At 52.5% G+C, this 26,000-nt stretch carries 24 protein-coding genes; 2 read left to right on the plus strand and 22 right to left on the minus strand.

Annotated elements, in window-relative coordinates; genetic code table 11:
* Nucleotides 1-14: 14 nt before the first annotated feature.
* From H7F31_RS21625 to pdhA, 6 genes are all read right to left on the minus strand, one after another.
* Nucleotides 15-968, minus strand: coding sequence for a thymidylate synthase (locus H7F31_RS21625; protein WP_187100493.1), 954 nt, complete (start codon nucleotides 966-968; stop codon nucleotides 15-17).
* 38 nt (nucleotides 969-1,006) lie between these two features.
* A complete protein-coding gene (locus tag H7F31_RS21630; protein ID WP_187100494.1) occupies nucleotides 1,007-1,519 on the minus strand; it encodes an acyl-CoA thioesterase in 513 nt (170 codons plus the stop codon).
* 118 nt (nucleotides 1,520-1,637) lie between these two features.
* Nucleotides 1,638-3,053, minus strand: a complete 1,416-nt coding sequence (lpdA, locus tag H7F31_RS21635) for a dihydrolipoyl dehydrogenase (RefSeq protein ID WP_187100495.1) — start codon at nucleotides 3,051-3,053, stop codon at nucleotides 1,638-1,640.
* A gap of 3 nt (nucleotides 3,054-3,056) precedes the next feature.
* Nucleotides 3,057-4,352 (minus strand): dihydrolipoamide acetyltransferase family protein, encoded by a 1,296-nt coding sequence (locus H7F31_RS21640; protein WP_187100496.1) that lies wholly within the window; start codon nucleotides 4,350-4,352, stop codon nucleotides 3,057-3,059.
* Between the two features lie 246 nt (nucleotides 4,353-4,598).
* Nucleotides 4,599-5,576 carry an alpha-ketoacid dehydrogenase subunit beta gene (locus tag H7F31_RS21645; protein ID WP_187100497.1) on the minus strand — a complete coding sequence of 326 codons (978 nt, stop codon included), beginning with the start codon at nucleotides 5,574-5,576 and terminating at the stop codon, nucleotides 4,599-4,601.
* 20 nt (nucleotides 5,577-5,596) lie between these two features.
* On the minus strand, nucleotides 5,597-6,664 hold the full coding sequence (pdhA, locus tag H7F31_RS21650; protein WP_187100498.1) for a pyruvate dehydrogenase (acetyl-transferring) E1 component subunit alpha: 1,068 nt from the start codon (nucleotides 6,662-6,664) through the stop codon (nucleotides 5,597-5,599).
* A gap of 283 nt (nucleotides 6,665-6,947) precedes the next feature.
* Here pdhA and H7F31_RS21655 point away from each other — a divergent pair, with 283 nt between their 5' ends.
* Nucleotides 6,948-7,688: an alpha/beta hydrolase gene (locus H7F31_RS21655; protein WP_187100499.1), complete on the plus strand. Its 741-nt coding sequence runs from the start codon at nucleotides 6,948-6,950 to the stop codon at nucleotides 7,686-7,688.
* Between the two features lie 127 nt (nucleotides 7,689-7,815).
* On the opposite strand, the gene H7F31_RS21660 is transcribed toward H7F31_RS21655, so the two are convergent.
* Together H7F31_RS21660 and H7F31_RS21665 are read right to left on the minus strand one after the other, a co-directional pair.
* Entirely contained in the window at nucleotides 7,816-8,316 is a 501-nt protein-coding gene (locus H7F31_RS21660) for a low molecular weight protein-tyrosine-phosphatase (RefSeq protein ID WP_187100500.1), read from the minus strand.
* Complete coding sequence (locus tag H7F31_RS21665; protein WP_187105467.1) at nucleotides 8,313-8,987, minus strand: trimeric intracellular cation channel family protein; 675 nt, start codon at nucleotides 8,985-8,987, stop codon at nucleotides 8,313-8,315. The genes H7F31_RS21660 and H7F31_RS21665 overlap by 4 nt, the downstream gene beginning before the upstream one ends.
* 172 nt (nucleotides 8,988-9,159) lie before the next feature.
* Here H7F31_RS21665 and H7F31_RS21670 point away from each other — a divergent pair, with 172 nt between their 5' ends.
* Nucleotides 9,160-9,804, plus strand: coding sequence for a thiamine diphosphokinase (locus H7F31_RS21670; RefSeq protein WP_187100501.1), 645 nt, complete (start codon nucleotides 9,160-9,162; stop codon nucleotides 9,802-9,804).
* Here the strand turns inward: H7F31_RS21670 and H7F31_RS21675 are convergent.
* From H7F31_RS21675 to H7F31_RS21740, 14 genes are all read right to left on the minus strand, one after another.
* Nucleotides 9,801-11,765, minus strand: a complete 1,965-nt coding sequence (locus H7F31_RS21675) for an endonuclease MutS2 (RefSeq protein ID WP_187100502.1) — start codon at nucleotides 11,763-11,765, stop codon at nucleotides 9,801-9,803. The genes H7F31_RS21670 and H7F31_RS21675 overlap by 4 nt on opposite strands.
* A gap of 459 nt (nucleotides 11,766-12,224) precedes the next feature.
* On the minus strand, nucleotides 12,225-12,968 hold the full coding sequence (locus H7F31_RS21680) for an MBL fold metallo-hydrolase (RefSeq protein WP_315970510.1): 744 nt from the start codon (nucleotides 12,966-12,968) through the stop codon (nucleotides 12,225-12,227).
* Nucleotides 12,969-13,006: 38 nt separating this feature from the next.
* Complete coding sequence (locus H7F31_RS21685) at nucleotides 13,007-13,678, minus strand: GNAT family N-acetyltransferase (protein WP_187105468.1); 672 nt, start codon at nucleotides 13,676-13,678, stop codon at nucleotides 13,007-13,009.
* A 40-nt stretch (nucleotides 13,679-13,718) separates the two neighbouring features.
* Complete coding sequence (locus H7F31_RS21690) at nucleotides 13,719-14,381, minus strand: GNAT family N-acetyltransferase (RefSeq protein WP_187100504.1); 663 nt, start codon at nucleotides 14,379-14,381, stop codon at nucleotides 13,719-13,721.
* Nucleotides 14,378-15,244, minus strand: a complete 867-nt coding sequence (locus tag H7F31_RS21695) for a carbon-nitrogen hydrolase family protein (protein WP_187100505.1) — start codon at nucleotides 15,242-15,244, stop codon at nucleotides 14,378-14,380. The genes H7F31_RS21690 and H7F31_RS21695 overlap by 4 nt, the downstream gene beginning before the upstream one ends.
* 36 nt (nucleotides 15,245-15,280) lie before the next feature.
* Nucleotides 15,281-16,639, minus strand: coding sequence for a HAMP domain-containing sensor histidine kinase (locus H7F31_RS21700; RefSeq protein WP_187100506.1), 1,359 nt, complete (start codon nucleotides 16,637-16,639; stop codon nucleotides 15,281-15,283).
* Nucleotides 16,636-17,334 carry a response regulator transcription factor gene (locus tag H7F31_RS21705; RefSeq protein ID WP_087569280.1) on the minus strand — a complete coding sequence of 233 codons (699 nt, stop codon included), beginning with the start codon at nucleotides 17,332-17,334 and terminating at the stop codon, nucleotides 16,636-16,638. Before H7F31_RS21705 ends, H7F31_RS21700 begins: the two co-directional genes overlap by 4 nt.
* A 103-nt stretch (nucleotides 17,335-17,437) precedes the next feature.
* Nucleotides 17,438-19,069, minus strand: a complete 1,632-nt coding sequence (locus H7F31_RS21710) for a serine/threonine-protein kinase (protein ID WP_187100507.1) — start codon at nucleotides 19,067-19,069, stop codon at nucleotides 17,438-17,440.
* A gap of 184 nt (nucleotides 19,070-19,253) precedes the next feature.
* Nucleotides 19,254-20,270, minus strand: a complete 1,017-nt coding sequence (locus tag H7F31_RS21715; protein WP_187100508.1) for an SAM-dependent methyltransferase — start codon at nucleotides 20,268-20,270, stop codon at nucleotides 19,254-19,256.
* Between the two features lie 31 nt (nucleotides 20,271-20,301).
* A complete protein-coding gene (locus tag H7F31_RS21720) occupies nucleotides 20,302-20,643 on the minus strand; it encodes a cyclic-phosphate processing receiver domain-containing protein (protein ID WP_187100509.1) in 342 nt (113 codons plus the stop codon).
* A 28-nt stretch (nucleotides 20,644-20,671) separates the two neighbouring features.
* Complete coding sequence (locus tag H7F31_RS21725) at nucleotides 20,672-21,478, minus strand: Fpg/Nei family DNA glycosylase (protein WP_187100510.1); 807 nt, start codon at nucleotides 21,476-21,478, stop codon at nucleotides 20,672-20,674.
* 7 nt (nucleotides 21,479-21,485) lie between these two features.
* The gene (locus tag H7F31_RS21730; protein ID WP_187100511.1) at nucleotides 21,486-22,328 is read right to left on the minus strand and encodes a TIGR01457 family HAD-type hydrolase; all 843 of its coding nucleotides are present in this window, start codon (nucleotides 22,326-22,328) and stop codon (nucleotides 21,486-21,488) included.
* A complete protein-coding gene (locus tag H7F31_RS21735; RefSeq protein WP_187100512.1) occupies nucleotides 22,325-23,629 on the minus strand; it encodes a ribonuclease H-like domain-containing protein in 1,305 nt (434 codons plus the stop codon). Before H7F31_RS21735 ends, H7F31_RS21730 begins: the two co-directional genes overlap by 4 nt.
* The gene (locus H7F31_RS21740; protein WP_087569287.1) at nucleotides 23,626-25,914 is read right to left on the minus strand and encodes a DEAD/DEAH box helicase; all 2,289 of its coding nucleotides are present in this window, start codon (nucleotides 25,912-25,914) and stop codon (nucleotides 23,626-23,628) included. Before H7F31_RS21740 ends, H7F31_RS21735 begins: the two co-directional genes overlap by 4 nt.
* Nucleotides 25,915-26,000 lie beyond the last annotated feature (86 nt).

Consider the following 26,000-nt stretch of genomic DNA (forward strand, 5'->3'; position numbering starts at 1 on the left):
TCTCTTCCGGTGCATCAGACTGCTACCGGCGCTTTGATCGCCGGATGCGGATCATAACCTTCCAGCAACAAGTCCGACAGCTCGAACTGGAATACAGAACGCTTGTCAGGATTTATGTGCAAGATCGGCAACGCTTTTGGCTCGCGGCTCAACTGAGCTTCGATTTGCTCCAAATGATTGCTATAGATATGTGCGTCTCCCAGCGTATGGACAAAGTCGCCCACATCCAAGCCGCATTCATGCGCCACTAGATGAGTCAGGAGCGCGTAGCTTGCTATGTTAAACGGGATGCCCAAAAAGATGTCGCCGCTGCGCTGATACAGCTGACAGGACAGCTTGCCTTCCGCCACGTAGAATTGGAACATCGTATGGCACGGCGGCAAAGCCATGGTCGGCACATCCTCCGGATTCCAGGCCGATACGATTAATCTGCGCGAATCCGGATTGCTCTTGATCGTGCGGATGACATCGCCAAGCTGATCGATCGTCTCCCCCCGCGCGGTCTTCCATGCCCGCCATTGTTTGCCGTAGACATCACCTAGCTCGCCATAACGCTCAGCAAACGACTCGTCTTCCAGAATTCTGGACTTAAAGGCAGCCATCTCCAGCTTGTACGCCTCCGCGAACGTTTCATCCCGTTGGGAGCGCAGGCCGAAGTCGGTCATATCTGGACCCGAATATTCGCTGCTTTCCACCCAACGCTTAAACGCCCATTCATTCCATATATTGTTGTTGTTTTGCAACAAATATCGGATGTTTGTATCGCCTCGCATGAACCAGAACAGCTCGCTCGCAATCATTTTAAAGGATACGCGTTTTGTTGTTAATAATGGAAAACCTTCCGACAGCGGGAATCTCATCTGATAGCCGAACGTCGAAATCGTGCCCGTACCCGTTCGGTCTTCCTTGCGGACGCCACTTTTGAGCACGTCTCGCAGCAACTGCAAATATTGGTTTTCGCTGCTCATAACCCTATCGCTCCTTGCTTTTTTATCCCAGTATTATATCACGCCTTTGACGTTCTGTCGCTCTTGCGAGCCTTCCGAAGCTCATGTCTCGCCGGAGCGCTAGCATGAAGCTGACGTTCCAATTCCGACTCCGGGAACACTTTGGATATCTCGGCAGGCTTGCCGTTCTCATCCAGTGCCACGAAGGTAAAAAAAGCAGTAACTGTCGTTTTACGTGAGCCAGTGTACAAATTTTCAGAGTTCACGGACACATAAATTTCCATGGAGCTGCGTCTGGTCCACGTCACAAATGCTTCCACTTCAATAACCTCGCCTACACGGATAGGAGCGAGAAAATCAAGGCTGTCTGTCGACGCAGTCACAACCCGCATGCGAGCGTGCCTCATGGCGGATATGGCTGCAACTTTGTCCATGTATTCCATAAGCTTGCCGCCGAACATTGTATCATGATGATTAGTATCCAGGGGGAAGATGAGCTGTGTCATCAACGTTCTGGAGTCTTTGGACGGTTTGGCTGGAGGCTGAACCTTTTCGTTGATTTCAGACATCATATTATCCATCTCCTTACGATCATTAACGTCGTTAACGAAAAGATTGACAATGAGCAAAAGAGGCCGCGCCGCATCTAATGCGGCGAGACCTCTTGTCGAAATATAGGATAATACTCAATTATTTGATGAAAGTGTGGATCGGATGTCCGAGTGCAACTTCGGCAGCGTCCAGCACGATCTCTCCCAGTGTAGGGTGAGCGTGAATCGTCAGAGCGATATCTTCAAGCGTAGCGCCCATCTCGATAGCGAGAGCAAGCTCGGCGATCATGTTGGATGCTTCCAGACCGATGATTTGCGCGCCAAGCACAAGACCGGAGTCAGCATCGGATACCAGCTTCACGAAACCTTCGTTGGCGTTAAGCGACATGGCGCGGCCGTTGATAGCGAACGGGAATTTGCCCACTTTTACATTGTGGCCTTGCTCCTTCGCTTCCTTCTCGCTCAGGCCGACGCTTGCGCATTCGGGATCGGAGAAGCAAACGGCAGGCACGCATTTATAGTCGACAACGCTTGGCTGACCAGCAATCGCTTCTGCGGCAATGCGTCCTTCGTACATCGCTTTGTGCGCAAGAGCAGGACCTGCAATAATGTCGCCGATGGCGAAGATATGCGGGATGCTCGTGCGGCATTGCTGGTCGACTTCGACCAGACCGCGGTCCGTCATTTTGACGCCGATCAGGTCCAGACCAAGCTCGCCGTCCGTATTAGGACGACGGCCGACCGTTACGAGCAAGTAATCAGCCGTTACTTTCTCTTCTTTGTCGCCTACAGTGTAAGTAACCGTAACGTCTTTGTCCGTTTGCTCCGCGCTTTTCGCTTGCGCGCCGGTAACGATATCGACATTCGTGCCTTTCAGCTTCTTCGCGACGATCGAGGACATGTCTTTGTCGAAGCCAGGCAAGATGGAATCAGAACCTTCGATTACCGTTACTTTTGTGCCGAACTTAGAGTACATTTGGCCAAGCTCGATGCCGATGTAGCCGCCGCCGATAACGACAAGGCTCTTCGGAACTTCAGGCAGGCTCAGCGCGCCTGTCGAAGATACGATGCGGCCGCCGTAAGGGAATGCTTTCAGCTCGATCGGACGGGAACCCGTAGCGATAATGCAGTTCTTGAAACGGTAGCGCGGCGCTTCTTGATCGTTGAAGACGCGTGCTTCGTTCTCGTTGATGAACATGACTTCGCCATGGAAATATTGGATTTTGTTCGCCTTCAGCAGGGAAGCAACGCCGCCCGTAAGCTTCTTGACGATGCCGTTTTTAAACTCTTGCACTTTGTCAAAATTAACCTTCGCTTCGCCCACTTCAATGCCGAATGCGGAAGCGTGGCTGATGGACTCGTATTGATGAGCTGCGCTGATCAGAGCTTTGGAAGGGATACAGCCAACGTTAAGACATACGCCGCCGACATGTTCCTTCTCTACGACCAATACGTTTTGGCCAAGTTGAGCCGCGCGGATGGCGGCTACGTAACCGCCGGGACCTGCGCCGATGACTAGAGTGTCAATATCCAGGGAAGCATCTCCAACTACCATATGTTAAACCTCCATAATGAACAGTTCAGGCTGCGCCAGAAGCTGTTTAATGTAGTTCATAAAGTTCTGAGCCGTTGCGCCGTCGATGAGACGATGGTCGAAGCTCAGGGACAGGGCCATAACCGGAGCGGCGACGATTTCACCATTGCGAACAACCGGCTTTTCCGAAATCCGACCGGTACCTAGAATCGCGACTTCAGGGAAGTTGATGACCGGCGTAAAGAACATGCCGCCAGCGGAACCGATATTCGAGATCGAGATCGTGCTGCCTCTCAGTTCATTCGCCGTCAGTTTGCCGTCGCGGCCGCGAGCTGCAAGGTCGCGGATGGAATCGGCAACCATAAACAGGTTTTTGCGATCTGCGTCTTCGATAACCGGAACGATCAAGCCGTTGTCCGTATCCGTTGCGATACCGATATTGTAATACTTGCGATAGACAATCTCTTGATTTGCTTCGTCCAGCGTCGAGTTCATGATCGGGAACTGGCGGCAAGCGGCCACGAGCGCCTTAACGATGAACGGCAAGTAAGTCAGCTTGGAACCTTTTTTCTCTGCGTATGGCTTATATTTTGCACGAAGGGCAACCAGCTCGGTAACGTCCACTTCGTCCATAATGGTCACATGCGGAGCCGTGTATACCGATTTGACCATCGCGTTTGCGATTGCTTTGCGGATACCCTTAAACGGTACGCGCTCTTCTGGACGGTATGCTGTTCCGGAAGCTGCCGGAGCCGCGGATTTCGTTTCGCTTGCAGCTGGAGCCTCTTGTGCCGCGCTGGCTGCAGGAGCTTCAGTCGAAGCTGCAGGAGCGCCGCCAAAGCCGTTTACGTCTTCGCGAGTTATGCGGCCGTTTTTGCCCGTGCCGGACACTTGCGCTAAATCTACGCCCTTTTCGCGAGCGAACTTGCGCACGCTTGGCGTTGCAAGCACTTGCGAGTTTGCTTGTTTCGCTTCGGATTGAGCCGGAGCGGATGGTGCTGCAGCTGCCTCAGGAGCAGGAGCCGCTTCTTCCTTTTTCTCTTCGGTTGGAGCTGGCTGCGCGCTCTCCGGAATGTCGCCTTCCGCGTCGATTACCGCGACAAGCTCTCCGACATGGCAAACCTGGCCGTCTTTTACCAATACTTCTAGCACCGTGCCATTAACAGGACAAGGGACTTCTACGATTGCCTTGTCATTTTGTACTTCCATAATAATATCATCGTCCGTTACTTTAGCGCCCGGCTTGATGAGCACTTTGACGATTTCGCCTTCATGCAGGCCTTCGCCCAGCTCGGGGAATCGATATTCGAATTTAGCCACCAATGACAACCTCCTTTAAGTGGTTGTTCAAAAAGTCCGATTCCCATTACGAAGTATGCCAAGTAGCATAGTCGACATCGAATATTGAATGCAGGCGAAACTTCCGATGCTCACATAGCTCTGCTATGCTCCGCTCCTCATTTTCTACCTGCCTTCAATCTTCTCGGTACTGATAACCGAACTTTTTGAACTCGATCTTTAAAAACTTCTTAATAACCGTATTCCTACCGGAATGAAACATTAAATTTAGAAATTAATGACTTTCTGAGCAGCGGCGACGATACGAGCCGGAGTAGGCAGCCAAGTGTCTTCGATCTGAGCGAACGGATATACCGTGTCAGGACCGGCTACGCGAAGCACCGGAGCCTCCAGATGCAGAATCGCTTTTTCGTTAATTTGGGCAATAACCTCAGCCGCTACGCCGGAAGTTTTCTGAGCTTCTTGCACGACGATCACACGGTTCGTCTTTTGGATAGAAGCGACAAGGGTGTCGATATCGAGCGGCACCAGGGAACGAAGGTCGATGACTTCGGCTTTGATGCCTTGTTTCTCAAGCTCGTCTGCTGCTTTAACCGCAGTATGCACCATCATGCCATATGCAATGATCGTCACGTCGCTGCCTTCGCGAACAACGTTCGCTTTACCGATCTCGATCGTGTACTCGCCTTCCGGAACGTCAGCTTTAAACGCGCGGTACAAATTCAGATGCTCCATAAAGAAAACCGGATCGTTATCGCGGATCGCGGAGATCATGAGACCTTTTGCATCGTATGGATTGGACGGAATAACAACCTTGATGCCCGGCGTTTGAACAGCCAGACCTTCCAGGGAATCCGTATGCAGCTCGGCTGCCTTAACGCCGCCGCCAAAAGGCGTGCGGAATACGATCGGCGAGTTATAGCGGCCGCCGGAGCGGTAACGCATGCGGGCAGCTTGAATGAACATTTGATCAAGTGCTTCGTAGATGAAACCAACGAATTGGATCTCGGCGATGGGACGGAAGCCTTGAAGCCCCATGCCAACAGCCATACCCGCAATCGCGGATTCCGCAAGCGGAGTATCGAACACGCGGTCTTCCCCGAATTCTTCCTGCAAACCTTCCGTTACGCGGAATACACCGCCGACCTTACCTGCGTCCTCGCCGAAGATCAGCACGTTCTCATCCCGTTTCAATTCTACGCGCATCGCATCGCGAATCGCTTCAAGCATATTCATTTGTGCCATGTTGGTTTACTCCTCCCCTATTATTGGAAATCCGCTTTTTGTTCTTCCAGGTACTTAGGCGTTGTTTCGAACATCGTATCGATCAGGCCGGCGACTGTCATTTTTTCCACGGCTTCGGCTTTTTTGATGTTTTCGTTTACGGTCGCTTTCGCTTCTTCTTTAACACGGTTCGTATCTTCCTCGGACCACAGTCCTTTTTTCTCGAGATACTTGCCGAATCGGATCAACGGATCCTTTAACGACCATTCTGCTTCTTCGTCCTTCGTCCGGTACTTCGTTGTATCGTCAGCCATGGAGTGCGGACGGAAACGATACGTCAAAAGTTCGATCAGCGTAGCGCCTTCGCCATTGCGGCCGCGCTCTGCCGCGTCACGCACGGCTTTGATGACGGCCAGAACGTCCATGCCGTCCACTTGCACGCCTTTGATGCCGGCGGCAACCGCTTTGTGAGCGACGGACAATGCAGCTGTTTGCTTCGAATACGGAGTCGTGATGGCGTAACCGTTATTCTGAACCACGTAGATCGCGGGCAGCTTGTATACGCCGGCGAAGTTAAGACCTTCGTAGAAATCGCCTTCGGAGGATCCGCCGTCACCTGTGTACGTAATGGCAACGCGCTTTTCGCCCTTTTTCTTAAATGCCATGGCAACGCCGGTCGCGTGCAGGACTTGCGCGCCGATGATGATTTGCGGCATCAGAACGTGTACGTCCTCCGGAATTTGGCCTCCGGCTTGATGGCCGCGCGAATATAGGAATGCCTGGTACATTGGAAGACCGTGCCACACGAGCTGTGGCATGTCGCGGTAGCCCGGGCAAATAAAATCGTCTTTGTTAAGGGCGTATTCGCTGCCGATCATGGATGCTTCCTGGCCGGAAACAGGCGCGTAGAAGCCTAAACGTCCTTGACGGCCGAGGTTAACGGCACGCTCGTCCCATGTGCGGGTAAATACCATGCGGTACATAATTTCTTTTAGTTGCTCATCAGTCAATTCCGGCAGAAGATCCGGATTTTCGACTTCTCCATCGAGCGACAATACGGACATTGGTGTAACCGGTTCCGTCTGAACTTCGTATGGCAGTTTGCTCATTTTGAACGCTCACCTCAATCAAAATATTTGAAAAACGGGTATCTCTGTTATAGAATTATTATAAACCTGTTTAACAAAAATGGTCAAAGCAAAAAACAAAAAAACCGTTGTTTTTTCGCTGATTCAGGCTGTTCTGTTAAGAAATTGTATATGCTACAGAATCCAATTCCCACTATAACAGCATAATACAACTGATTCTCTTCGGACGTATGTTGCACTTTACCTTACTATTGTTTGCCCACATCTGCCGTATTCCATTCCATATATAAAGGAGTTTTCTCGCATGACGGACGATCGTTATTTAAAGAGAACCATATTGAAGGAAACCGTACCCAGCCGTTATCTTGCGGAAGGAGAACGCCAATTGCGCATATTCCTTCCTCCGGGATATAACGAGCTTTTAAGTTATCCTGTCGTATATTGTCAGGATGGCGAAGATTTTTTTAATTTCGGCAGAGTTGCTACATCCGCAACAAAGCTCATCCTCGATGAAGGTCTGGAACCTTTCATCATCGTCGGCGTCGATGTCGACAAGAAACACCGCACCGAGGAATACGCCGCCGATGGCAGCCGTCATGGAGCATATCTTCGGTTCTTTGCAGAGGAGCTGCTGCCGTTTGTAGAGGAACGATATCCCGTTCGCAAAGAGCCGGAGGATCGACTGCTCGCAGGAGATTCATTAGGCGGTACGGTTTCGCTTCACTTGGCGCTTGAATACCCTCAGCTGTTTACGAGAGTCATATCCATGTCCGGCGCCTTCTTTGCCAGCTCGCATGCGGTCATCGATCGAAACTACGATCTGGAATGGCTTGACATCTATATGATCGTCGGGCTTCAGGAAACGGAATACGAAACGACGGACCGCGGAGTACACGATTTTCTCGCACTCAACCGTAATGCCAAAGCTCTGCTGGAGCACAAAGGCGCTCGCATCTTCTACGAAGAGAAGGACGGGAAACATCAATGGGGCTTCTGGCAGAAGGAGATCCCGGCTGCTCTCGCTTATTTCATCGAGGTGGAATAATACCTCGCCAGGCGAACAAAAAGACTGCATGCAGTACAAGCCGGACATGCAGTCTTTTTTGTTGTTTAGGGGATTAAGAATGAAGGCGTCTTCCTTCTTGAAATCTAAAGAATGGATTTTTGCTCCCTCACAGGTCCTTCTCCGCCCGGATCCGTCCCAGCAACGCCTTGCATCCCGCTTCCACCAGCTCATAAACTTCTTCGAAATTGCCAGTATAATAAGGGTCTGGCACATCCGCGATGCCGTGATCAGGCAGCAATTCCATGAAAGTAAAGACGGCTGGATCCCCTTTCGCTCCATTTCGGTCGGAAGCGGCTTGGAAGACAGCCTTGGCGTCTTTCAAGTTTTTGGCGTCCATGCAGACGATAAAGTCGAACCCATTAAAATCGCCGCTATTTACTTGTCTTGCAGTCATGCCTTCATACGTAATACCGTGATGATCCAGCAGCTTGCGCGTGCCTTCATGCGGCGGATGACCGAGATGCCAGTCGCCCGTTCCCGCAGAATCGACCTTGATAGCCTCCTCCAACCCCTCCTGCTTCACCAGATGACGCATAACGGCCTCCGCCATCGGCGAACGGCAAATATTGCCGAGACATACGAACAGTACATTGCTAGTTGCGCTCATGACTTATCCAACTCTTTCTTTTTCATTTTATTATTCCGTTCCGCCGCAACCGCAGACGCAGCGAATGCGCCCCTTAGCGATCGGCGAGGCAGCCGCCACTTGTAATAGACGGACATCATGCGGAACATAATGATGATACCGAACAACACAAGCAGTTCAATCGACGATTTGGCCCATCCAAGTCCAATGCATAGTCCGCCAAGCATCGCCCACACCGCGTAGATTTCGTCCTTGAGCACGAGCGGCTTGCGTCCCGCAAGCACGTCGCGGATAATTCCCCCGCCAATTCCCGTCAACATGGCTGCCACAAGCACTGCGCTTATAGGATGCCCCATTTGGGTGGCATATAAGGCGCCTTGAATGGCGAACGCCGATAAACCGATGGCATCAAAGAAGGCCTCGCTCCTTCTCCATCGTAAGATCCAACGCACGGGCAGAACAAAGGCAATGGTCATGGCGATAAGCGCCACCTTGAACAGATAGCCCTGACTCCACAGCATCGTGACTGGCATGCCGATAAGCAGGTTTCGAATAACACCCCCGCCGAATGCCGTAACGAGCCCAAGCACGTATACGCCCAAAATGTCGTATTCTTCCTCCATCGCGACTACCGCTCCGCTGACCGCGAACGCAATCGTGCCGATCAAGCTGAAGACGTTAAAAATATCCATACCCACCGCCCCGATCAATGTAGCGAATGATCGCCTTACGTCCTTTCCCATTTTAGCGCCGCCCCGCAACTTCCGCAACGACAATTTTCGTCCAGATTTGCATTGCCCTATATACGCTGCGGGCGCTATACTGTACACAACTTTAACCTGCATTGAAAGGATGTTGAATGACATGCTCGACAGCTATACAATCGTCATTACCTCGGGAGGATCTTTAGGAGACTGGGCAATCCCCTATGTGCGAGAGGGCAAGGTGCTCATCGGTGCGGACAGCGGAGCACTATTCCTGATCGAACAAGGTTATCGTCCTGATATCGCGATCGGCGACTTTGATTCTGTGACGGCTGAAGAGCTGGAACGGATTAAGGACAACAGCGGCAAGACGATTCAGTGCGATCCCATCGACAAAAACTTTACCGACACCGAGATGGCCTTCCGTCTTGCGCTGGACATGAAGCCAACAAATATTGTGCTGTTGGGCGCGCTCGGCACACGTTTCGATCACTCTCTGGCGAATGTTCACCTGCTTGCGCTCGCGGACGAGAATGGCGTCGCCGCCTCGATCGCGGATGCGACGAATCGGATCAGCTTGATCTCGCAAGATGCATATGTGGACCGACTGGAGCATCCGCAAGTGTCTCTGCTTCCATTGTCGCATGACGTGACCGGCATTACGCTGGAGGGGTTCCAGTATCCGCTTGGCGACGCCACGCTTACAATCGGACAATCATTGGGAATTAGCAACGTCCTCCTTCAAGAAAGAGGCATGATCCGCCTCAAGCAAGGGCGTCTTCTCGTTATCCAAAGCCGGGACTAGGATCGTTCGTCCGGTTTGATGATGATTTCGACGCCTTCCGCATGCTTGCGGTTCATCAGATGGCGGGCCTTGCGGTTCTCCTTCGACTCGAATACGATATCGAGGTCATACGATTCGCCAGGGTACAGCTTCTCCTTGGCGATATACGGCTTCACTCGCTTGTGATTGAATTTCAGCTTCTGCCCCTGTACTTGAACGATTAAATTGCCGCGTTCATCCGTCTCCTTAAATACGACTCCGGCGCGCTTTAGCGGGTAGATCCATACGACGTCGCCTTTGGCGTAAACTCGCGTTTTGCCCCCTGGAGAATCAGCAGGTAAATCAGCCTTGCCGGCCGTTTCGCGACTTTCCTGCTTGGCGCCATCATTGCCCGTAATCTGGCTGTTGATATCGCCGTTGTTCGCCGCAGGAATTTCCAAGTACGTTTCGCTCCCTCCTTTAAAACTCAGCAATTCCTCTGCCCTGGCCATAACGGTCTCGGGAATTCCAAATCTTCTCGCTATCGCGAAAGCATGACTGTCGCCCGCTTCCCCTATCTCCAAACGATAGAGCGGTCTGAGCGTATCGGGATCGAACGCCATTCTCCCGTTCTGACAGCCTTCCGTGCGAGATGCGAACGTCTTGATTTCGTTAAAATGGGTCGTTGCGGCCAGCTTGGCGCCTTGGCGCTTCAACTGCTCCAGAACGGCGATCGACAACGCGATCCCTTCGGAGGGGTCCGTTCCGGCTGCAAGTTCATCAAGCAAAAGCAGGGACTTGCCTGCAGCCAAGCGGAGCATATCTTTTAAGACGGATATATGGGACGAGAATGTGCTGAGCGACTGCTCCAGACTTTGCCCGTCGCCGACATCCGCTTCGACGTGCGCAAACATGCCCAGCACGCTTTCCGGCGCCGCTGGCACAAGCAATCCGCATTGGTTCATGATGACCAGCAGTCCCATCGTCTTTAACGTGACCGTCTTGCCGCCGGTATTGGGTCCCGTGATCATAAGCTGATTCCACTTCAGTCCCAGCTCGACGCTTAGAGGCACGCAGCTTTCTCCAAGGAGAGGATGCCTTGCTTCAACAAGCGACACGATCGGTTTGTCGGACAAACCGACGCGAACGCCGCCGCAGCTTCTTGCGTACTTGCCTCTCGCAATGATGAAGTCGAAGATCGCCATCGCCTGCACGTTCGTTTTCAACTCGGAGGAATATTTTTCAGCTTCGTCTGACAAACGCGACAACACGATCGTTCGTTCCCTCTCTTCGGCCGCTTTCCATTGATGCAGCTCCAGCTGCATCTCCGCCACTTCCACAGGTTCGATAAACAAAGTCTGACCGCTGGCCGATTCGTCCAGTACAGTACCGGGCACATTTTTGCGGAGCTCCCGCTTGACCGACAACACGAATCTTCCGCTTCTTTTGCTAATGACTGCTTCTTGCAGACTGCTCTTGTATTTCCCCATCGCTCCAGCCATACGTTTCCCGATTTGATCCTCCACGATATGTGTCTGACGCCGAATATAGCTTAAATCAGGACTTGCCTCATCTGTCAGCATCCCGAATCGAATACATGTGTTCAACTGCTCGCGCAGATCAGGGCAGTCGTTCATGGAGTCCGCATATCCGGCTATTGTTGGGGCTTGCTGTCGCTTAGCGTTCATATACCTTTTCATTTGGTACACTGACGTTAACCACACGCCAAGCTGCTCCAGCTCCTGCTCGTTATATATTCTGCCCTTGCCTAAAAGAGAAAGGAAAGGATCAATGCCTTCCATGGCTGACAACGGGATGCTGGCACCTCCTGCAAGCAGATTTGCAGCCTCCTCCGTCTCGCGGAGCCATGCGGCTACACGAGTGTAGTCTCCGCTTGGCCGCATGGCTTCCGCCAATTGGAGTCCCGCCGGGGAAAGAGTATAATGTGCCACTTGTTCTTTCACTTTATGAAATTCCAGTTTTCTTAACGTTTGTTCGTTCACTTATCAACAGCTCCTTTTTTGAGAAAAAAATAGACAGGAACAGAACGCGGGCGCGTTCCGTTCCTGTCCAGTTAAGGGCATGGCAGTCCAAATTTCTGCATTCTTACGTTCCGTTCTCCCTCGAGGCCGACGAAAAGGGTAACGGAAAATAGACGCAAAAAAACCGTGCTGCAAAGAGCACGGTGATCAGACTGTCAGCCCGAAGGTAAACAGACGGAAATCCACATGTTCTCAACTCTAGGATTCGAATTACAAAATAAACCCTGCGCAAGCCGTTCTGCGAACAGACCTATAGCGGGAGAACTTCATAATTCCAATATGATCCTTTTTTAAGAGTTAAGAACACCGGCAGTCATTAAAATTTCCCCTTCCGAATACCAAAAACTATCCCCATCATACAAAATGAAGTCGCCTTCGTCAAGCGTTAATGGTTCCGTTAAACTTCGCAGCCCTTTTCAGTCAGGAACGGGTTACCTCGATTTGCATGCCTGTATGCGCAAAATCCATTCCTGCCGGAAGTTCATCCCCTCTGGCGATATCGATGTCGTGAGACATATGTGTCAGAATGATCCTTCCAGGCTGCCAATTCCGCGACAGTCCGATCGCCTCCTCGACATCATAAACAGATCGCGTCTCCATCGGATATGGTTCTCGGAAGAAGCTTGTTCCCAGAATAATCAGATCCGCCCTTGCCATCGGCTTCTGCTGTTCCTCTGTCAGTTCAATCGCATCCGGACAATAAATCCAGCGATATCCCGTATGAGCGTGTTGGAACGAAAAAGCATAAGCATATCCGTTCTTTCCATGATTGACCTTCCAACTGCTAGCCTTCCATGCCCCAATCATCATCGGAGCGTCGAACGGCTTGAACTCGATTCGGCTGGCGATCCACGGGAATCTCTGAAGGATTTCCTCAATAACCTCGGTCGGGGCGTAAACCGCCCCTGTCTTCCCCGTCCAGCGGCAAACATCATACCACTCGGGTAGACCGCCAATATGATCGTAATGGGCATGCGTAATAAGCATACGGTCTATATCCCGCAGATGGGCCGCTTCCATTTGCCGGCCGAAGTCCGGGCCGCAATCGATCCAGGTTGTTCCTGCATCGGCATCCTGCCATTGCAAGGATGGCCGCAAGCGCAGATTTTCGCCTGTCCCTCTCGCTTCCACGCACACATCGCATTCGCAATAGATGCGAGGCACTCCCTGAGAATCTCCCGTCCCCCGAAAGATCAATGTACTCATAGAGCTAGCAGGCGTACTTCTTCCCGGGATCTCAGCTGCTGGATCATGTCCAGCCATGCTTGAGGCTTATTCGGCAGCGCGGAATAATAGGTCGTCAGGAACTCTACGACAAGCGAGGCAGGAATGGCATCAAGCTCCTCGCTGCTGGGTAGAAAACAGAGATCCAGCTCGGACACCGCTTCTCCCGTATGCTCCCAGGAAGGATGAACGTAAGTCAGGTCCAGACGCCGGTATCCGATATGCGACAACACCTCTCGACGCACAATGGGATTCATTGGGGATACGCCGCCGAATTCATGCGAGACCGCCCGATAGGGATCGTATACCTCCGCAAACATGCCGATAGGCTCCGTACCTGATTGCTCCGCAAGCCGCTTCAAATCCTTCTCCCTGTTCGTCAGCAGGAATCGGCCGATTCCGAGTGCAGGCTTGCCAATGATGGTGAAGTCCGTCATCGCTACGCGCATGTCCGGATAATAGCGATATTCGGTCGCGCCGACCACAGCTTCCTCCTTGAGCGCAACATAAACATGGATGCCGGGATCTTGCAGCGGCTCTGCCCAAAGGTCATAGGCCAACACTTCCTCAGGCGGGAATATCGTGCCAAGCAGCTCATGAAGGGAGCGGAAATGCGGATCTTGAATAGATTGGATACGATGATAAGTCAACATGGATATTCCTCCTGCGTGTCATATGTAATTAAGTAGGTTAACTTTTGAACGGATTACGCCATTCCATCAGAACGGCATAGTTGAGCGACTGCTCATCCTCTAGATAGCCGTTCGCGATGCCCACCGGCATGCGGCCGCAGCGCAGCAGGAACGAAATGACGGGATCGTTCCACTCGCCGGACAACACTTTGGCTACGTATTGTTCGGGAGTCGCCATGCCGGCTCGTTCTCCGTACCCCGGCATGCGGCCTCCTCCAAGCAGTCTGTCCAGTCCAAGATGGACGACCGTCTCGTATAAGGTTTGCATCATCCACTTGCCCAGACCCGATTGACGGTAAGCAGGAACGACTCCGATATCTACCACGTACAGCGTTTGGCCTCGCGGGTTATGATTCCGGATATAACCGTCATCGGTAACCGCCGACCAGCTGTGATCATGGCCGTAATCCGCCATATCGACGATGAGTCCGGTCATTGAGCCGACAATTACGCCATCGATCTCGGCGCATATTGCGCCCTCGGGAAATGTCTCTACATGGCAAGCAAGCTGCTCCTCGTTCCATAGCAGCTCTTCCGGGAAAGGCGGCGGGAAACAAGCCTTCTGAACAGCGATCAGACCAGCGAAGTCGTCTCTGCCGTAATTACGCATGACAGCTTTGACCAGCCGGCCCTCCGACCGAACATACAGCTCCTTCCTCATCGCGGGCTCCAGTCCGTATACAGATCGACTCTACGGTCTCTCCAGGTCATGACCGATCCATCCTTCCTAACCTGCTCCAGCAAGGTCAGATCCAGGTCGCCAACGACGAGCATATCATCGTTCACGACTCCTTCCGCGATAATGCCGCCTGGCGGGAACGGAATATCGTTCGGCGCAATAATGGCGGCCTGTCCGAAGTTGGCGCGCATAAAGTCCACGGTACGGAGCGAGCCGACCGTTCCTGTCGTCACGACGTAGACCTGATTCTCGATCGTTCTGGCATGACAGCAGTATCTTACCCGGTAGAACCCATGCCTGTCGTCCGTGCAGGAAGGACAGAAGATGACATCCGCGCCCTTGGCTCTAGCCATTCGAACAATTTCAGGAAACTCGATATCGTAGCAGGTTAACATCGCGATCGTGCCGAATTCCGTCTGGAACACCTCGACGCCTTCCCCCTTCGACATATCCCACTCCGTCACTTCAGTTGGCGTAAGGTGGATTTTGTCCTGGGTATCGATCTTCCCGTCCGGATGGAACAGGAAGGCTCGATTACGGCGTTTGCCGTCCTGGGTAGCGACTACATGCGTTCCGCCTATGATATACATGCCGTATTCGGCAGCAAGCGACCGGAACAACTCCACATAAGCATCCGTAAAGGTTGGCAGGAGCTCGATCGGAAGTGCCTGGCCCCGCTCGTCTCCGATCGACAGCAATTGAGTTGTCATAAACTCCGGGAATAACAAGAACTGAACGCCGTACTCCGACGCATTGCGTACGTAATGAGTTACTTGAGCTCGGAATTGTTCGAAGCCGGTAATATCCGTTAGCCGATATTGCACGGCAGCCGTACGAAATTTCATGATGCACCTCCGGTATTAGTTCGTGTTCAACCTATATTAGGATTTCCGCTGTTTGAATTGCAGGGTAATCGTCGTGCCGAGATTCGGCAGGCTAAATACGTCGATCTTGCCTTCGTGCATATCGACGATCCGTTTCGCGATGGACAATCCTAATCCTACGCCTCCCGTCGTGCGGCTCCTTGCGCTGTCCACACGGTAGAATCGCTCAAAGAGATGCGGGATTTCGTTTTCCGGAATGCCCATGCCTTTATCTTTCACTTCAATTTTGACGATGTTTTTGGATTGGGAAACAGAGATGTCGATCGGCTCCTTGGAGTATTTGATCGCATTGTCCAATAGGGTAACGAGCAGCTGACGAATTTTATCTTTGTCGCCAGACATTCGAATGACCCGGGAGAACGTCTTGACCCGGATCTGCCGCTGGAACGTCGTTTGCAGCATCGTGGACAGCTCGTCTACGACCTGCACCACGTCGAACATCTCCAGCGTGAGCCAATCCTCCTGCTCCGCTTCTGCCAGCATCAGCATCGACTTGGTCAAATTCTGCAGCCTCGTCGCTTCCTTCGCGATCGCATCGATCGCTTCGTCCCGCACGCTTTCGTCATCGCGGCCCCAACGCTTGAGCAGACCAGCGTAGCTGCTGATGACCGTTAGCGGCGTCTTGAGCTCATGCGAAGCGTCGGCGACGAATTGCTTCTGCCGCTCGAAGGTCCTATCCAGCCGTTCGATCATCTGATTAAATGCCCGCACAAGCTGTTGCAGCTCCGCGGAGTCTTCGCGGCCCGTGACATCGATCTGTCGCAGCTTGCCGCTGCGATCGATTTCCCGCATCGTATTGACCATCTGCTGGATGGGGGCGGTTAACCTCGAAGTGAACCAATAGGTTCCGAATATCGCAAACAGGATCGCTCCGGCGCTCGTGACGCTTAACGCTCCAACAAGCACTTGCAGATAATTGTCGAGCTCATCCAAAATCCGGTTGATCTCCAACATCCCGATAACCTGACCATCAGAATATAGCGGGACGCGCATGTAGATAATACGTTCCCCGCTCTTGGTCAGCATGCCGGTATGATGATAAGGTTCGAACGTAGCGGGCAGCTCCAGCAAACTGGCGTTAGTACCCGTAATATTCAGCACCCTGTTATTCGGACCGATGATCCTGATCATCTCGTTCGCGTTATGATATTCCTTGAGCAGATCCGGAGAGGAGAGTCCGCGCCCGCTCTGAATGCGAGGGTTCTCCAGCATCAGATTCATCTTGGTCGTAATGACCTCTTCTTCGCTCTCCGTCGTAATTTTGATTACGTAAAAATAGACGAAAATATTAAAAAAGATGAGGATAAGAATTAACCAGAAAATCGTAAAGAGCGTAAACCGTTTGCGAAGCGTCATGCATCCGGCTCCTTAATCATATAGCCGACTCCTCGCACGGTATGAATCAGCTTATGCCGATACCCCTTGTCCAGCTTTTGCCGCAGATAACGGATATACACGTCGACCAGATTCGTTTCCCCGATAAAGTCGTAGCCCCATACTTCCGACAAAATATCCTCACGAGACTTCTCCTCGTTGCGATTCTCAACCAGGTAAACAAGCAATTCGAATTCTCGAGGCGTCAGCTCGATGAGAATATCCTTGCGGTACACCTTGCGTGAGCGCAGCTCGATGGACAGATCGCCCAGCTTGATAATATCGGAGCCTTCCGCTTCTTTAGGGTACTGCTGGAAGATACGGAGAATGTTGCGGACACGCGCCAGCAGCTCCTCCATAGCGAACGGCTTCGTTATATAATCATTGGCGCCGTGCTCGAAGCCGCTTACCTTGTCAGGCACCGTATCCCGAGCTGTCAATAATATAATGGGAACAGGGTTGCCCGCCTGACGAATCAAGCGCAACACCTCGATGCCGCTCATCTCCGGCAGCATGACATCCAGCAATATCAGCTGCCACTCGCCCGTGGAAGCCATCTCATAGCCCGACCGTCCATCCGGAGCAACGCCTACGGTGTATCCCTCATGCTCCAATTCCAATTGCAAGATTCGAGCGATTCCTGCTTCATCTTCTACGACCAAGACGCGTTCATTCATAACGTGAAGCACCTTCCCTCTAGCAAAAATAATATATTCATCATAATTGAAGGCGCCAGAGGATTGCAAGCCGCATCATTTTCGCCGGGATCCTGGGATCGTCTCACTCCATCAACTTATCGAGTAATGGCTGCAAAGCGTTTGACAGCATTTGATCGAGCTGATTGTGATCGGTGAGCCACTTCCCGCTCCAAATCAAGCTCCATAATTTTTCTTGCGACAGCAGCGGTACGATTGCAGAAGGGGCGTCAGTCAGCATCGAAAGCCAATATCTAGCATATCCAAAGTTTGTATGTTTGTTTGCAACATAATGGAAGCCGCGACCTTGCTGAAGCGATTCCCCGCGGAGCCGCTTCAGCCTCTCCAGCCGTGCCGGCTGCCACTTGTATACATCGGGATCGGCAATAACGATTATGTGATCGGCTTTGCGAATGAGCGGGACGGATTCCGGAGCGTCCCAATCGCCGGATAAATCCACTAATTCAAATTCGCCTCTGTTCAGGCGAAGCTCTAACTCGAAACGCGACCATTTGTCATCCGCTTCATTGTTTGCATATAACTCATGATCGGTTAGCAGCCACCTTACAGGCGCAGCCGCGCTCTTGGACTTGACCCGTCCTCTGTTATTAAGCTCCTTCGCTCCTCCCCCCTTCTTCCAGTAAAGCTCTGATTCCCCCTTCATCGCAGCAGGCAGCAACTCGCACCACACCGGAGGCAATCCGGCATATTCGGCAGCCGTCACCGTCCTTCCACGTCTAGCAAGCAGAACGGCCAGCGTAATGGTTAACAGGGTTGCTCCGGCACCTCCCGATAAACTTAATAAAACAACTCGCACAGGACTATCGTTTGTTGCTTCATTCTCGATTCGTTCCATTCGTGTTTGCTCTCTCTGAACTTTGTCCTCTCCAAGCAAAGTTCTCATCGACGTTTCAACCTCGCGCATCGATTGGAAACGCGACTCCGGATTCCAATGCAGCAATCGTTCTAACAATGCTGCAAAGGAGCCGCGAACAGCTGCCGGCAGCCTGAGTTTCCCTCTCCCGTTGTCCCCATAACGAACGCCTCTTTCATCCGAAGTAGGCGTGCCAGTCAGCAAACTCAGCATCACTGCTCCAAGGCTGTAAATATCGCTCCGAGCGTCGCTCTGCAATCCTCGCAGCATTTCTGGAGCGGCGTAACCTGATGTTCCGAGCAACATCGTATCGCCTTGCTTTCCTTCCTTGTATATTCTCGATATCCCGAAGTCAATGAGCTTGACCGTCCCCGAACTGTCGATCATGATATTGGAAGGCTTCAAATCCCGATGAATGATCGGTCTCGGCTGCTCATGCAGATATAATAACGCAGAACAGAGCTGCAAACCGATCCGGAGCACATTGAGGTTCGTCATCGGTTTGCGCGTTTCTACCAGCCACTCGGCCAAGGTACTGCCTTCGATGTATTCCATGACGAGCGCTTCTATACGATGCGGCATGTCCAGAGGGTAATAGTCCGTTATACGCGGAAGGTTCGGATGATCCAATCTCATCAACGTAGCTGCTTCGGACGAATCGGACGAGTCCCCGCCCTTGGATCTCGTTACCTTAAGGGCGACTCTCCGTCCTGCCAGCTTCGTGTCTCGGGCTGCATAAACAGTCCCCATCCCACCTTGTCCCGCAACTTTCTCAATGAGGTATCTTCCAGCAAATACATCGCCAATCTGAGGCATGCCACGAGTTTCCGTCTCCTCTGCCATTGCGTCCCCATCCCTTCCGGTCATATATACTCCTAATTTGGCAAAAAAAAAGCATCCCGGCAGCATCTGAAAAAATCAGATGCTGCCGGGATGCTTTCCCGATAATGCCATATTGGCTACATTATATCATACTGACGCATGTTCTCAAGCCATAAGAAGGACTTTTTGAACCCGCATTTAAAGGCTACTTCTTCTTCAGGAACAAGGTGATTTCCTCGCGGTTATGAAACAATTGTTTGGCTCCAAGTACTGCAAAGCCTGTCTCCAATCGTTCCTTCACCTCTCTGATCGTCTGCAGCGGTTTCTTGTGCATCAGCTTGATCGTAATGATGGCCTTTGCGTCCCGCTTCAGGGCATCATTGAGGTCCAACACGAGACGGGACATCAACATCGGACTCCAGCTCATATCACAGACGAGCAGGTCGAAGGAAGCCGCCGCGAGCTTGATTTCGGATGCATTTTGCTTGAGGTGAAGCAACGCCGGATGCCCTTTAAGCGACGCATGCATATCCGCCGGATCCACGGCAGTGACCCGAAGTCCGCGCTCCAGCAGCAGCGAGGTCCAGCCGCCCGGTGCGGCTCCGATATCAAGCGCATGGCCGAATTCCTCATACCGTATGCCGAATGCCCGCTCCGCCTCCAACAGTTTGAACTTCGCGCGCGAGATCTGTCCTTCTTCGCGTTGGAAGCGTACGGCTCCGCCAGGCCAATCCGACAGCATCTCCCGAGGCGTGCCGAAGCCAATGTATAAAACGTTGTCGGCGCCATAAACGGAGATAATTACATCCGGCTGTTGAACGGCAGGCTCGCTGCCTATCTCCGCAAGTACTGCATCCAAGACGGATTTCGAATCCGCAGGCGTGTAATGAAAGATCGAGCCGGAATTCCGCCTGATATGCACGGCAGTACGACGATTGCCGAATATCGACCTGTCGTTGCGGATCAGATCGGCTAACCCGTCCAGATCGCTTGCATCTCCCTTGACGACCAGTTCCCTGTCAATCGGCTGCAAATGACGCAAAAAAATCGGCGGATTTGCCCCGACCAGCCCGAGCACTTCTTCCTTGCCCATAGGACAAACCATACGGAATACTTCTCCAGGCGCAAGCTGCGTGAAGCTGGCTCCAGGCAGAAGGCGCCGCAGTTCTTCCATCGCGTACGACGCATATTGTTGATTGGCGGTTCCGATCCATTCGCTCACTATGTATTAGCCTCTTTCATTCATAATCTAATTAACCCCGGTGATTTCTTGCGATCTCGTCCAGCAGCGCATGAGGCATTGGCCCTCCGAATAGTTGCGTACGATCCGGCAATGAAGCAGAGAGCGTATGATACATGCTGTTTCTTCCCGATACGCTGGATGTATGCAAGTAGATCCGGCTCGGAAAGCGCCCCGTGCTGACGATATGCCGCACGACTTCGTCCCCGGTAGGCTGCCCCCACCCGAGATCAAAGTCGAGCGACAGAACGTCTATCTCTTCGTACTGGATCAATTGCTTGCATTCTTCCGCATTACGCGCCAATACGAATCCATCCGGGCATCGGCGGTAATCGTCCAAGTAGACATGGATCATGAGGCTCCCCTCCTCGCGGTATCGATAATTACTTCTGGCAATCCGGACAGCTGTAACACTTGCGGCCGGCCACGGAAGATTTTTTGATCGTCCCTCCGCATCGCTTGCAGGCTTGGCCTTCCAGCTCGTGTACGGCCAGCCTCTCGCGATACAGACCCGAGATGCCGTCCCCGGCGAATAGAGGCAATTCCCTCACGCCTCCATGCGAGATGGAATCGCGGACGATATGATTTAATGCGGAGTACAGAGATTCCCATTCTTCATGGCTTAATTCCGCCGTCTTTCTGTCAGGTCGCAGCCCGGCCTCGAACAAAATTTCATCCGAATAGACGGGACCGATGCCGGCAAGCAGACTTTGATCAACAAGAGCGGTTTTGATCGAGCTTCTTTTTTTAGCGTAACGCTCCATGAACTTCGCCAGTGACAGTCGCTTGTCAAGGGGATCGATCCCCCTGCTCTTCATGATGGATTCCAGTTCCTTGACCGACGTCAGTTCGATGTCTGCCGCCGTTACCCCGTGCAAAGCCAAAAAACGGTCATCGAATCGAATATAGATGGACGCTCCCCTTTCCAGCGTTTCATTCGATGAACCCACGTAGATAGAAGCTTCGTCAGAGAGACGGAAAATCAAACGTTTGCCGTTATCCAGATGGAATACGATCAGCTCAGCCCTTCTCTCCACGAACCAGACGCTTTTGCCAAAGACATCATGTTGCAGTTCCGTTGCAATCTCGTTAATGAGATCCTCGTGAAATTCCAATGCCGTGATTGCGGCTCCGGAGAATCTCTCCGCCAATAATGCTCTGTATAGTTCTAATTCCGGAAGCTCTTGCATCTTGCCTTTAAACCTCCCAGCTATTGTCCGATAATGAAAGCTTCTGCAATGACGGCAGGTCGGCAGTAAGCTCATCCAGCGTATCATAGATGATGTCTGGCGTGCAGCCCGCCTGATTTTTGTAGTCGTCGTAATTCTCCCTCGTCGTGAGGCCCGTAAGGACAAGCGCGGTACCGCAGCCAGAAGCAATGCCTGCGGCGATATCCGTAGCCAGATTATCCCCTACGACCCATGTCTCGCGGTGAGTCAGTCCAATGTTGTCTAGCGCATAATTCATAAGAATGGAGGAAGGTTTGCCGATAATGATCGGTTCCTGGCCGCTGGCCGCTTGGATCATGGCTCCTATGGAGCCTGCTCCCGGCAATAATCCGTGAGTAGATGGTACGAGACGGTCGGGATTCGTAAGGATAAAGGGAACCCCGCTCCGAATATGCTGAACCGCTTGAGCGATACGGTCATAAGTGAACTCTCTGTCTATCCCTTGTACAACGAAATCCGGATGTTCGTCCGATAACCGAAGTCCCGCTTCCGTCAAAGCTTCGCGCAGCCCCTTCTGTCCTATGACAAATACGGAGGAGTGAGGTGCAAGCTTGGCGATATAAACGGCTGCAGCCTGTGCGGAAGTGCATACATCCTCGGGACGCGCGGGAATTCCCATTGAGCTAAGCCGGCTTGCTACTTCAACTGGTGTAGCCGAAGAATTGTTCGTGACGAAACGATAAGCAACGCCCTCTCGCTGCAAGTGGCGAATCAACCGGTCCGCGCCGTCTACAGGACGCGAGCCCTGATACATCGTGCCATCAAGATCGATCAACAATCCTTTCATGGCCCCATGCTGATATTGTTTCATTTGGATAATGCTCCCAATTCTAGTTTATGAATTTTAGACTGTATTCTTTGAATTCGTTTGCGAACGTCCTGCAGCGCTATCGTCTCCTTATCGCTCAAGCGGCGGCCGCCCGATACGCTCTGCATTCGCGCAAGCGCCTCGGCGCAATAATGGAGCGACTGATGCAGTTCCTTGCTCCTATGCTCAAAATACATGGATAATTCAATACAGGCATCATGCCCGGATGCAGACAAAGAGTTGCCGGATGCATGAACAACCTTCTGCCACAATACCACAGCACGTTGCCAATTACCAGCCTTCTTATCTCTCGCCGCAAGCTTGTTTAGCGCGGATGGAGAAGGTTCCTCATGCAGCAACGCCCGCCCAAATAATTCCTCTGCCAGCTCCGACTTTCCCATATGCTCCAGCCATAATCCCGTTCTCACCAGTTCCTCTGTTTCTTCCGGATACGGAATGCGCCGGAATATATCCTCCCGCAGCAGATGTCCAAAACGGATCGACAAGCAAGCAAGCGCCAGAAGGTCAAGCTCGTTATGAAGAAACACGCCTTCCAAAGGAGCGGGGTCTCCATCCGCCAGAAACTGAAAATATAGCTGGGGAGCAAGAGAGCCGGGAACATCCTCCGTTCGAAAAATGCCCAATCTCTCTTCTTCGATATGGCTGAGCTTGCAGGATGCCAGAGTGTTGCGCCAGATGGATCGCGAAGGATGCAAAAAATCCAGGTGAAGCGGCTGCTTGAGTTCTCTCCCCATTGCGTTCATGATCATCCGATTCTGCACAAGCGGCCAATCGAATGTCTTGCCATTATATGTGACCAAATAACGATAATTGCTTAAGCGCTGCTCCAAATCGTACAGCATGGCATATTCCTCGGCAGGATGGCGAATCAGCGACTGCTCTATGATAAACTTGTTCCCTTGAACAAAGGCAAAGCCGGTCATAAAAGGCACATTGCCCGTCCCAACGCCCAATCCGGTCGTCTCCAGATCCAGATACAAAATGGATTCGGGCTCTACTGGCTGCTGGGCGGCATGGAACTCGGATAATCCTGTTGCCGCTTCAATTAATTCTCCTAATTGATGAGTGCCGTGTTGATAGTCAAGACTAAATTCCGTTCGACGCACCAAATAATCCCCCTTCACGCTTCTTCGGAGCGTAACGCCGAAGGATGCCCATCCCGGATGCAGCTCCTCCTGCGGCTCGCATTCTGATTCTGACGACGGCACAACCGTTTCGGTCGCCGTGCTAGCTTCGCTTGCAGCGCTGGCTCGAAGCCTGTTCATACGTTCCCGCATGCTCATGCGCCTGCACCTGCTTCCTTCAGCAGCGCCAGCGCCTGCTCTTTACCGAGCAGCCCGACCTCTTCGATTGGCCCGACGCAAGCCGGACATCCGCTCATGCAGCTGCAAGAAGTAATGAGCGTCCTTGCCCGCTTAATCAGCTCGTCGTGTACGTCGTACAACCTTTCGCTAAGCCCGATGCCTCCGGGATAACGATCATAGAAGTAGATCGTCGGTTTTTGCGAATGAATGGCTTTTACTTGAGGCACGACCCGAATGTCGAAGGGATCGCACATGAGATAGAGCGGAGCGATATGAACGAGCACGTTCGCAATGCCCAGCAGCGCGAACTGCATTTCGTTTTTGGAACGCGTGGCCGCTGCCTCGTCGCTGAAGGAAAACCAGTAGCTGCTCGTATGCAGCTCCTCTTCGGGCAGATGAATCGGCCCTGAGCCGATGTTCTCATGAGTGCCCAGACGTATTTTTTTGAAAATGGTCGCCTTCGCATTTACGGTTACTTCGCCATATTGCCTGAGGAGCTCCCCCGACGTGGTCTCCTTGTCTACATGCAGCACCTTCAGTTCAACCGCCAGGTTGGCATCCGTATAATACTCGACATCGACCTCGCGCACATAAGCCTTCTTCTCCGGGTAGTCCAGTTTCTCCACCTGGAATTGCACGCCTTCATGGATATAGATAGCCTCTTCGTGGATCAAGGTCGGAGCGCTAAACCGATCAACCTCGCCAAGGACCCTATGGTCGCTGGTCGTCATATCGATGATAACGAAGTTCTCCTGCGCAGCGGACCTCAACGAGATGTTATGCGCAGGGAAAGACTGTTCCATCCAGAACCAACGGTCATTGGCGTAATGGAGCACTCTCTCTTCGACTAAAAACTCCATCATATCCTCCAGCTTCTCGCCTCCGAACGTATCCCCTCGCTTGAACGGCAGCTCGTAGGCCGCACACTTTACATGATCGATCAAGATCAGCAGATTATCGGGATGGATCAGCGCCCGCTCGGGAGGACGATTGAAAAAGAAGTCCGGGTTCTGAATCATGTATTGATCCAGCGGATTGCTGCTCGCCACCATAAACGTTACGGAGCTCTCCTGTCGTCTGCCTGCTCTGCCTGATTGCTGCCACGTGCTTGCGATCGTGCCGGGGTACCCGTTAAGCACGCAAGCCTGCAACTGACCGATATCGATGCCAAGCTCCAGCGCGTTCGTACTGACAACGCCTCGTATCTCGCCGCTGCGAAGCCCGCGTTCGATCTCTCGCCGCAACTTTGGCAGATAGCCGCCTCTGTATCCCCGTATGCTCTTGTCGCCAAGCTTGTCCTTGACCAACTCCTGCAAATAAGTCAGCAGCAGTTCCACGCGTACGCGGCTGCGGGCGAATACAATGGTCTGCACGCCTTGCTTCAGAAGCAAGGCCGCGAGTCTGCGAGTCTCCAGCACGCTGCTTCTCCGTATGCCGAGCTGTCGGTTCACAACAGGCGGATTATAGAAAATGATATGTTTTTCGCCCATCGGCGCGCCGTTGTTGTCGATCAGCGTCACCCGCTCGCCAATCAGCCTCTCCGCGTGTTCGCGCGGGTTGTCGATAGTAGCCGAGGCGCAAATAAATTGAGGTTCGGAGCCGTAAAAGCGACAGATTCGTTTAAGTCTTCGGATCACGTTTGCCACATGGCTTCCGAATACGCCGCGATAGGCATGGACCTCGTCAATCACGATGTATTTGATATTCTCGAACAGCTTGACCCACTTCGTATGATGCGGAAGTATGGCCGAATGCAGCATATCGGGATTCGTCACGACGATATGTCCCGCGTTGCGAATCGCCGTGCGAACGGTGGGCGGCGTATCGCCATCGTAGGTATGCGTCTTGATATCGACGCCCATGAGGTCGGCGACCGCCTGCAGCTCCGCCACCTGATCCTGCGCAAGCGCCTTGGTCGGAAAGAGATACAACGCTCTCCCTTCGTCGTTCTCCAGCAGGCTTTGCATGACGGGCAAGTTATAGCATAACGTCTTGCCCGAAGCCGTCGGAGTCACGGCGACGACATGATCGCCCCGCCTCGCCGCCCGGAATGCATCGGCCTGATGCGCATACAGCTCCGTCACTCCGCGAAGCCGCAGCCCCTCTTTCCAGATGGGATGCAAGTCCTCCGGCAAGGGGACGGAGACGGCCGGCCTGGACGGGATGGTACGCCAATGCGTTACATTCGCCATAAGCTCCTCGTCCGTCTTTATGTATCCGAGCCAATCCTCCAGACTGGCCGCCCTGCCCGTCCAGGTGTTCATCATTGCCACTCTCCGTTCCCCGCGCTTCCCCGCGCCTAGTCATTCGTTGTTGTCATTTTAACATACTATCATGAATTAGAATATAC

This window comes from Paenibacillus sp. PAMC21692, from assembly GCF_014303795.1.
In the GTDB taxonomy this organism is placed as follows: Bacteria; Bacillota; Bacilli; order Paenibacillales; family Paenibacillaceae; genus Pristimantibacillus; species Pristimantibacillus agaridevorans.

Coding starts and splice junctions, on each gene's coding strand:
- H7F31_RS21630 (WP_187100494.1), bottom strand. CDS start 1,519: ATGATGTCTGAAATCAACGAAAAGGTTCAGCCTCCAGCCAAACCGTCC.
- H7F31_RS21705 (WP_087569280.1), bottom strand. CDS start 17,334: ATGAATGAACGCGTCTTGGTCGTAGAAGATGAAGCAGGAATCGCTCGA.
- H7F31_RS21695 (WP_187100505.1), bottom strand. CDS start 15,244: ATGAAATTTCGTACGGCTGCCGTGCAATATCGGCTAACGGATATTACC.
- H7F31_RS21670 (WP_187100501.1), top strand. CDS start 9,160: ATGCTCGACAGCTATACAATCGTCATTACCTCGGGAGGATCTTTAGGA.
- H7F31_RS21725 (WP_187100510.1), bottom strand. CDS start 21,478: ATGCAAGAGCTTCCGGAATTAGAACTATACAGAGCATTATTGGCGGAG.
- H7F31_RS21665 (WP_187105467.1), bottom strand. CDS start 8,987: ATGGATATTTTTAACGTCTTCAGCTTGATCGGCACGATTGCGTTCGCG.
- H7F31_RS21730 (WP_187100511.1), bottom strand. CDS start 22,328: ATGAAACAATATCAGCATGGGGCCATGAAAGGATTGTTGATCGATCTT.
- H7F31_RS21700 (WP_187100506.1), bottom strand. CDS start 16,639: ATGACGCTTCGCAAACGGTTTACGCTCTTTACGATTTTCTGGTTAATT.
- H7F31_RS21720 (WP_187100509.1), bottom strand. CDS start 20,643: ATGATCCATGTCTACTTGGACGATTACCGCCGATGCCCGGATGGATTC.
- H7F31_RS21655 (WP_187100499.1), top strand. CDS start 6,948: ATGACGGACGATCGTTATTTAAAGAGAACCATATTGAAGGAAACCGTA.
- lpdA (WP_187100495.1), bottom strand. CDS start 3,053: ATGGTAGTTGGAGATGCTTCCCTGGATATTGACACTCTAGTCATCGGC.
- H7F31_RS21625 (WP_187100493.1), bottom strand. CDS start 968: ATGAGCAGCGAAAACCAATATTTGCAGTTGCTGCGAGACGTGCTCAAA.
- H7F31_RS21645 (WP_187100497.1), bottom strand. CDS start 5,576: ATGGCACAAATGAATATGCTTGAAGCGATTCGCGATGCGATGCGCGTA.
- H7F31_RS21690 (WP_187100504.1), bottom strand. CDS start 14,381: ATGAGGAAGGAGCTGTATGTTCGGTCGGAGGGCCGGCTGGTCAAAGCT.
- pdhA (WP_187100498.1), bottom strand. CDS start 6,664: ATGAGCAAACTGCCATACGAAGTTCAGACGGAACCGGTTACACCAATG.
- H7F31_RS21735 (WP_187100512.1), bottom strand. CDS start 23,629: ATGAGCATGCGGGAACGTATGAACAGGCTTCGAGCCAGCGCTGCAAGC.
- H7F31_RS21740 (WP_087569287.1), bottom strand. CDS start 25,914: ATGAACACCTGGACGGGCAGGGCGGCCAGTCTGGAGGATTGGCTCGGA.
- H7F31_RS21710 (WP_187100507.1), bottom strand. CDS start 19,069: ATGGCAGAGGAGACGGAAACTCGTGGCATGCCTCAGATTGGCGATGTA.
- H7F31_RS21660 (WP_187100500.1), bottom strand. CDS start 8,316: ATGAGCGCAACTAGCAATGTACTGTTCGTATGTCTCGGCAATATTTGC.